We start from the raw sequence: 6769 nt of genomic DNA, 5'->3' as shown, positions 1-6769 counted from the left end.
ATAAACCTTAACCCTAAATAACTGTCAAGTTTTTGACTAATAATACTAATTTGCTATATATTGCCCGAATATATAGTGCAATAACAGCAATTTGATGCTCAATGAAGTAATTATGTGTCATACATCAATAAGAATCCAGACGCATAAGTGTTTTATTTTATTAAAATCTGGACACTCGTTTCTAGCCATTACCTCCATCTTTAATTTGAGATCTTAATTCAAGTTTTAGGCAGATTTAGTAGGTTGATTTATCAAAATTGAAACAAATGAACAGCGAATCAACAGGTTACTTCATCGCATATTAATGTTATTGTGCGCTAAATTATTGACGCCCTTATAAGTATTCCACTTATAAGCCCTATCACCTCGAGAATTTTTACCATTATCTAGGAGAATCACAGTGAAGTGGACTCGTGCCAACGCCTTTTGTATTGGTATGTTCACCGCTAGTCATGCTTTTGGGCAAACGCTAGAGCAAGCGGTTGAAAACACATTAAAAACCAATCCTGACATCAAAAGTGCGTTCAATGAATTCGTTAGCAAGCAGTATGTGAATGAAGCATCTGGTGGTGCTTACCTCCCATCCGTAGACTTAGATGCCGGTATCGGTTACGAAGGAATCAAACCCGCAGAGTCAGGGCGAGATTCAACCGATCTGACAAGAAAAGAAGCCACCGTGACACTAACCCAGCTAATATGGGATGGCTCAGCGACACTTAATGATATGGATCGAACAGCAGCTGATGCTGAATCGGTCCGTTATCAACTTCTAGCTGATGCCCAAGACACCGCTCTAGAGGTCGCGAAAGTTTATTTAGACTCAGTAAAAGCTTATGAAATTCTTACACTTTCCGAGAATAACTTGAAAGTGCATAAGAAGATCTATGAAGACATTAAAAAGCGAGTTAACTCAGGTATCGGTTCTACAGCAGACCTAACCCAGGTAGAGGCTCGTTTAGCAAAGGCTCATGGTAACTTGGTGGCAGCTCAGAACAACTTATATGACAGCCACACCACCTTTACACGCCTTGTCGGACAGTCACCACAAGGATTGATTTTCCCAAGAGCGGACCAAAACTTTATTCCCTACACCATCGATGAAGCGATTGACTTGGCATTCGAGTCACATCCAGTAATCAAAATTTCGGTAGCTGATGTGGACTCTGCAAAGTTCCAATACAAGCAATCTAAGGGAACTTACTACCCAACGATATCGGTAGAAGCGGCTCAAACATGGCGTGATGATGCAAGCGGTATCGAAGGAAGCAGCGAAGAGACAACAGCAATGTTACGTATGCGTTACAACCTCTTTAACGGTGGTAGTGACGTAGCCAACGCTGAAAGTTTTGCCTACCAACTAAATAAAGCAAAAGACCTAAGAGAACGTGCATACCGCCAAGTAGAAGAAGGTCTTCGTCTATCTTGGAGTGCGTTAGATTTAACACTTCAACAAAAAGAGTTCCTAGCGGATCACGTAGATTCGGCCTCAGAAACTGTCATCGCCTACGAAAAGCAGTATCGCATTGGAAAACGCACTCTGCTGGACTTGTTAAATACTGAAAACGAACTTTTCGAAGCGAGAAAGAACTACTTGGATGCTCGATACTCAGAGCAGTACGCCAAGTACCGCGTTATGAACGCGACTGGCCAATTGTTAAATGCCTTGCGTGTCGATGTACCTACAGAATGGAATGAAAAGGTGGAGTACTGATCATGAAACCAGTGAAGATTCTATTTGCATTGGGTATGCTCGCCATCACTCAACACGTTGTTGCTGAAGACGAATATGAGTATCGTCCTGTACCAAATGCAGAACAAATAGCAGATTTGCAAGATGACGATAACGATGGTGTCATCAATGCTCGAGATATGTGCCCAGGTACACCTGAAGGCTCAGAGGTCGACAACGACGGTTGTGGAGAATACATTAAAGCATCAGATAACATGCAAGTGCGGATACTTTTTGCTAACGACTCTGATGAGATCAATCCAGTCTTCAGAAGACAAGTCCGAGAGCTTTCCGACTTTTTAAAAGAGTACCCTACTACTTCGATAGAGCTGCACGGCTATGCTAGTAAAGTTGGTGGTTCAAAGCATAACCAAGATCTTTCTGAAAGACGAGCACGCAATGTCCGTGAAGCCCTACTAAGCTACGACATCGAACCGAGTAGAGTCCGCATTGTTGGTTTTGGTGACACTCACTTAGCACAGCAAGGGACCGATGAAGTCAGCCATGCTTTAAATCGTCGAGTAACCGCATCAGTCGTTGGTTACAAAGGCGAGATAAAAAGAGAGTGGACAATATTCACAACTCTTCCAGAAAGGTAAAGTACCTGTTTTTGTTTGCTCTGCAAGCACAAAGCAAACAAAAACGAGTGAATACTTAACCTCAGAAAAGGAGCTTCGGCTCCTTTATTTTTACTCATTTCGACAACCGTATTATGCTTTAGGAATCGGCACTTTAGTGTTACTCTAGCCACGTCATAACAACGAGAGTTTTGAAATGAGCAAACTTACATCAGATATCCAAGCGAACCTTGACCTTTTTGTTGCAGAAACGAAAGAAAACCAATTGGTTTGGGGTTTACGCAATGAAGAAGGTTGGCTATCTTGCGATTCAACTGAATTCGAAAACAGCGAAGTCATGCCTTTCTGGTCTTCTAAAGAAGATGCAGAAGCACATAATGTTGAAGAATGGGCAGATTTTACTGTACTAGAAATCCCATTAGATATCTTTGTTGAAGATTGGCTTTTGACTCTTGCTGAAGATGGTGTTCTTGTTGGAACTAACTGGAACGATCAGTTAGAAGGCAAAGAAATGGAGCCTCAAGATCTAGCAAAGCTTTACATTGATTAAAGATTTCTGACCTCAACTTTATGTTGAGGTCTTTCTTTTTTATGCCTCTTCTTTCAATATCTCGACCAAGTGCATAGTTTTACTACTCTTTTTCTTAGTACACCCAACTTAATCACAACGCTGATGCGTTAAAAGCGCTATGATAACTCAACTTTAAAGGCACCTTAAATTAAAGGCTCGTTTAAACATGCGCGTGCTCTATCCCTTGCTTGCGTCACTTTTGCTCACTCCAGTATATGCAAGCGACACTCAAGATATTGAACCAAACCAAAATATCACACAGTGGCACTCTGTCTACCAAACCACACTACGAAGCAACCCTGAGTCGGCATTGAGCATGCTTCAAGATCGCTACCATACAGCGAAATCGGACAGCGAAAAGCTCTACGTAAGTGGATTGATTTATGAATATATGTCAAACATAAATCAGCCTTACTATGGCAGCAGTCAAGTCTTAGACAACCCTTTTTCTCAATTAGAATCAGAATATATTCTTGCGTTAAATGAACGTAAGCATGGTAGTTACGAGGCCTCAGTAGATAGCTTTTCTTCTTTGCGACAGACAATGAAGAAAATATCCGATTCCGAAGGCAAGGCTCTGATGAACTATCAACTTTGTTATACGCTGAATCAACAAGGTCGTTATCACAAAGCAAACTTTTATTGCTCATCCATAGAGAGCCACTTAAATCATAAGCATCAAGAAAACTTCCCTGTTGATCTTGCTTTGCGCGTGGTAGCAAATAACTACAATTACCGTGGTGACTATGAAAAAGCCTTAAGTTTGTATCGACAGTTGATGGCCAACATGTCGACGCAAAGCGATCCTTCAGGGATTTACAATGACGTCGGCAATTTACTTGCAGAGCTGGGGCAATTTGAACAATCAGAGCAATATCTCATTCAAGCCTTACTGGTTCGCCAAGATGAAGGGACACCTCTTGAAGTTGCGCAAGTCGAACATAGTCTAGGAGCGATGTACAGAAAATCCAAAGAACTCGAAAAGTCCATCAGCCACTACAAAAATGCATTAACGATTCTCGAACAACTTCATTATCCATACGGGCAAGGGTTGACCTATTTAGGGTTATCTGCTGCTTTGGCCGATTCTGGGCAATTGGATACCGCGGTAGATTACATTGGAAGAGCATTAAACATTGCCCAAACTTATGAGAATACGCACCTTGAAACAGAGGGTCATTTGGCTGCTGGATTGGCATATTTAAAGAACCATACACCCGAAAAATCGATTGAACACGGTACAATTGCGTTAAGATTAGCGGTAAAAAACGCTAGGCCCTTATTGCAAGCGCAAGCCCAATTACTCCTCTCAAAAGCATACCAAGCTCAAAATGATTACAAAAAGGCGCTGGAGCATCACAAGGCCTACTCGACGATTGAACTAACGAACCGAGACGCGAGTAATATCAAGGCGTTAGAGGCACTAGATCTCACTAAAAAAGAGTATGAATATGATCTACAAGTCGCGCAGTTGAACAACGAAACTCTTCTAAGTCAGTATCAGTTTGAAAAACTCACAGACCAACAACGCACTTATAATTTTGTTGTTTTCTGTTTATTGCTTCTCCTCGCTCTGGCATTGATGATTCAGCGACAAACACGCTTAAAAGCCAAAATAGACAGCTTAACGTGTGCATTAAACAGAGCGGCAATTATAGAGACGATTAAAAGCCAAACCTCCAAAGCGGAAGGAGACTTCCGCTACGTTCTAGCATTAATCGATCTAGATGACTTTAAGGCGATTAATGATCAGTATGGTCATCCAACTGGCGACTTAGTACTACAGCAGGTGTGCAAAGCGCTTAAAGCTAAACTTAATAAGGGAGAGTACTTGGGTCGTTTAGGTGGAGAAGAGTTTATCTTGCTATTGAAAAACGTCGATGAGATTGACGTTCCCTTTAGAATACAAAGTCTGCATAAAACAATTTCAGAAAAGAGTGTACATTCGCTTAATAACCATCAATTGAATATATCTGCGAGCCTGGCCTATCTATCAACCTCAATGCCACTCACCAACTTTGATGAGCTCTATTCGATATTAGACCAAGCGTTATACAATGCTAAGAAGCAAGGAAAAAACTCCCTTGTGGACGCATACAACGAGCCGATCAGTTTAAGTGCTGAGTATATTCTCTAATAAAGCCAAACCACCAGCGTAGTGGTTTGTTATAGGTGGAAGCATCAGTAAGCCATTCAGATGCAACACCATCATCAAGGAGTCTTTGTGCCCAGGGCAAGAAAAAACATTCAGTCTCTAGAGCGAGGTTTTCTAATCCTCGAGTTGCTCTCGATGAGTGAGTCTCCCCTATCATTACAGACGATCAGTAATGCGATCCAGTTAAATAAGACGACTGTTCACGGGTTACTTGCGACTCTACACTCTCTTGGATATGTATCCAAACACAACCATAGCTACAGCCTAGGGTTTAGATGCTATGAACTGTCTAAGCCGATTGAACAAAAAAACGAAGCTATCCGACAACATTTTGTTCCATTGCTGAAAAAAATGGCCCAAGTGACTAACAACACAGCTTACCTCGCTGTACAAAGTGGCGCTAAAGAGTACTTGTATATCGATGCTATAGAGCAGGATAACCCTCTTACTATCCGTAGCCCGAGAGGGAAACGAGAAGGGCTCACAACATCTGCGATCGGCAAAGTTTTTCTTAGTTTTGATGATGAGCTTCGTCGAACATTACGCCTTGAAAACCAAATATCCCCCACGTTAGAAACTGAACTTAATCAGGTTGTATTATCAGGTTACGCACTCGATTTAGAAGAGGCAGAGCCAAACCTCAATTGCTTAGCGATCCCCCTTTACTTGGATGGTAAAGTCGTTGCTGTTGCAGGTGTTAGCGGTGCTGCCTCCGAACTGACGGTCACTAGGCTAAAACACTTTGCCAACATCTTTCTCAAATTTTAAGATTTGACAATGTCGAATCCTAGGCCATTTTTATACTGTTTTGATTACATGCTTATACGTCGCCTCTAATATGGTCGTTGTTCAACTCAACAACGTAGGAGAAGCGATGTCTACTGTATTAATCACCGGCGCTAACCGTGGCTTAGGCTTGCAATTTGTCCGCCACTACCTTGGAAAAGGTTGGCAAGTTATCGCAACTTGTCGTTCACCAGAAAATGCTAAGCAGCTCAATGAACTAGTAACCCAATCTAATCAACTTCAACTGATGGCTCTAGACGTCACTAACCAACAAGATATCGATCAGTTAGCCACTCAATTAGCGGATCGTCCGCTCGATCATTTAATTCTTAATGCAGGTGTATTAGGCGAAGAGTGTGCAAAGCTTGGCGAAATGACCCAGAAAAAATGGCTAGAAGTACTAAACATAAATACCGTCGCACCTGCCCTGCTAATTCAAGCCCTACAAGACAACGTTGCGAAAAGTCAGCACAAAACCATCGTGGGAATCTCAACCCGAGTTGCGAGTTTAAGCGATAACAGTTCAGGTAACATGTACAGTTATCGAGCATCTAAAGCAGCGCTTAATCAGGTTCTAGTATCAGCAGCACGCAATCTCGAATCGCGAGGAGTAAAAACTGTCGCAGTTCATCCCGGCTGGGTAAAAACCGATATGGGCGGTGAGGACGCAACCTTTTCTGCCGAGGAAAGTGTTGCAGGCATTGTTTCGGTCGCAGAACAGCTAACACTTGAGCAATCCGGAAGCTTCCGCGTATTTGATGGCTCTACAATCGAATGGTAACTGTTCTCTAAATGACGTCTCCCGGCCAAATTGAAGGCCGGGAGAATACAGTAAACTAATAGGCCAAAAAGATAAAAGCTCGCACTATCGTCAGACAAGCGAGCCGTTATCGTCTATGGTGTTGTACTACCGTCAAACGCTGAGGAAGTCAGCGATTGCAGAGGTGTCA

General features: G+C 42.3%; 6 protein-coding genes. All 6 read left to right on the top strand.

What is annotated here, in order from left to right; translation table 11 throughout:
• The first annotated feature begins 400 nt into the window (after positions 1-400).
• Positions 401-1711 carry a TolC family outer membrane protein gene (locus tag MTF70_RS20250; protein WP_017635971.1) on the top strand — a complete coding sequence of 437 codons (1311 nt, stop codon included), beginning with the start codon at positions 401-403 and terminating at the stop codon, positions 1709-1711.
• Between the two features lie 2 nt (positions 1712-1713).
• Complete coding sequence (locus tag MTF70_RS20245) at positions 1714-2328, top strand: OmpA family protein (protein ID WP_005377354.1); 615 nt, start codon at positions 1714-1716, stop codon at positions 2326-2328.
• 175 nt (positions 2329-2503) lie between these two features.
• Positions 2504-2857: a DUF2750 domain-containing protein gene (locus MTF70_RS20240; protein ID WP_005377352.1), complete on the top strand. Its 354-nt coding sequence runs from the start codon at positions 2504-2506 to the stop codon at positions 2855-2857.
• Between the two features lie 187 nt (positions 2858-3044).
• Positions 3045-5015, top strand: a complete 1971-nt coding sequence (locus MTF70_RS20235) for a diguanylate cyclase (RefSeq protein WP_205461565.1) — start codon at positions 3045-3047, stop codon at positions 5013-5015.
• A gap of 87 nt (positions 5016-5102) precedes the next feature.
• The gene (locus MTF70_RS20230) at positions 5103-5801 is read left to right on the top strand and encodes an IclR family transcriptional regulator (protein WP_054730600.1); all 699 of its coding nucleotides are present in this window, start codon (positions 5103-5105) and stop codon (positions 5799-5801) included.
• Positions 5802-5907: 106 nt separating this feature from the next.
• On the top strand, positions 5908-6600 hold the full coding sequence (locus MTF70_RS20225) for an SDR family oxidoreductase (protein WP_054730597.1): 693 nt from the start codon (positions 5908-5910) through the stop codon (positions 6598-6600).
• The last annotated feature ends 169 nt before the right edge of the window (positions 6601-6769 follow it).

It is taken from the genome of Vibrio sp. 2CM40D, assembly GCF_023161825.1.
GTDB classification, from domain to species: domain Bacteria; phylum Pseudomonadota; class Gammaproteobacteria; order Enterobacterales; family Vibrionaceae; genus Vibrio; species Vibrio alginolyticus.
This window is presented reverse-complemented; position numbering and strand designations above follow the sequence as displayed.

Bases quoted from the DNA above. Each gene is read 5' to 3' on its own strand.
- MTF70_RS20245 (WP_005377354.1), top strand. From the start codon at position 1,714: ATGAAACCAGTGAAGATTCTATTTGCATTGGGTATGCTCGCCATCACT.
- MTF70_RS20240 (WP_005377352.1), top strand. From the start codon at position 2,504: ATGAGCAAACTTACATCAGATATCCAAGCGAACCTTGACCTTTTTGTT.
- MTF70_RS20235 (WP_205461565.1), top strand. From the start codon at position 3,045: ATGCGCGTGCTCTATCCCTTGCTTGCGTCACTTTTGCTCACTCCAGTA.
- MTF70_RS20225 (WP_054730597.1), top strand. From the start codon at position 5,908: ATGTCTACTGTATTAATCACCGGCGCTAACCGTGGCTTAGGCTTGCAA.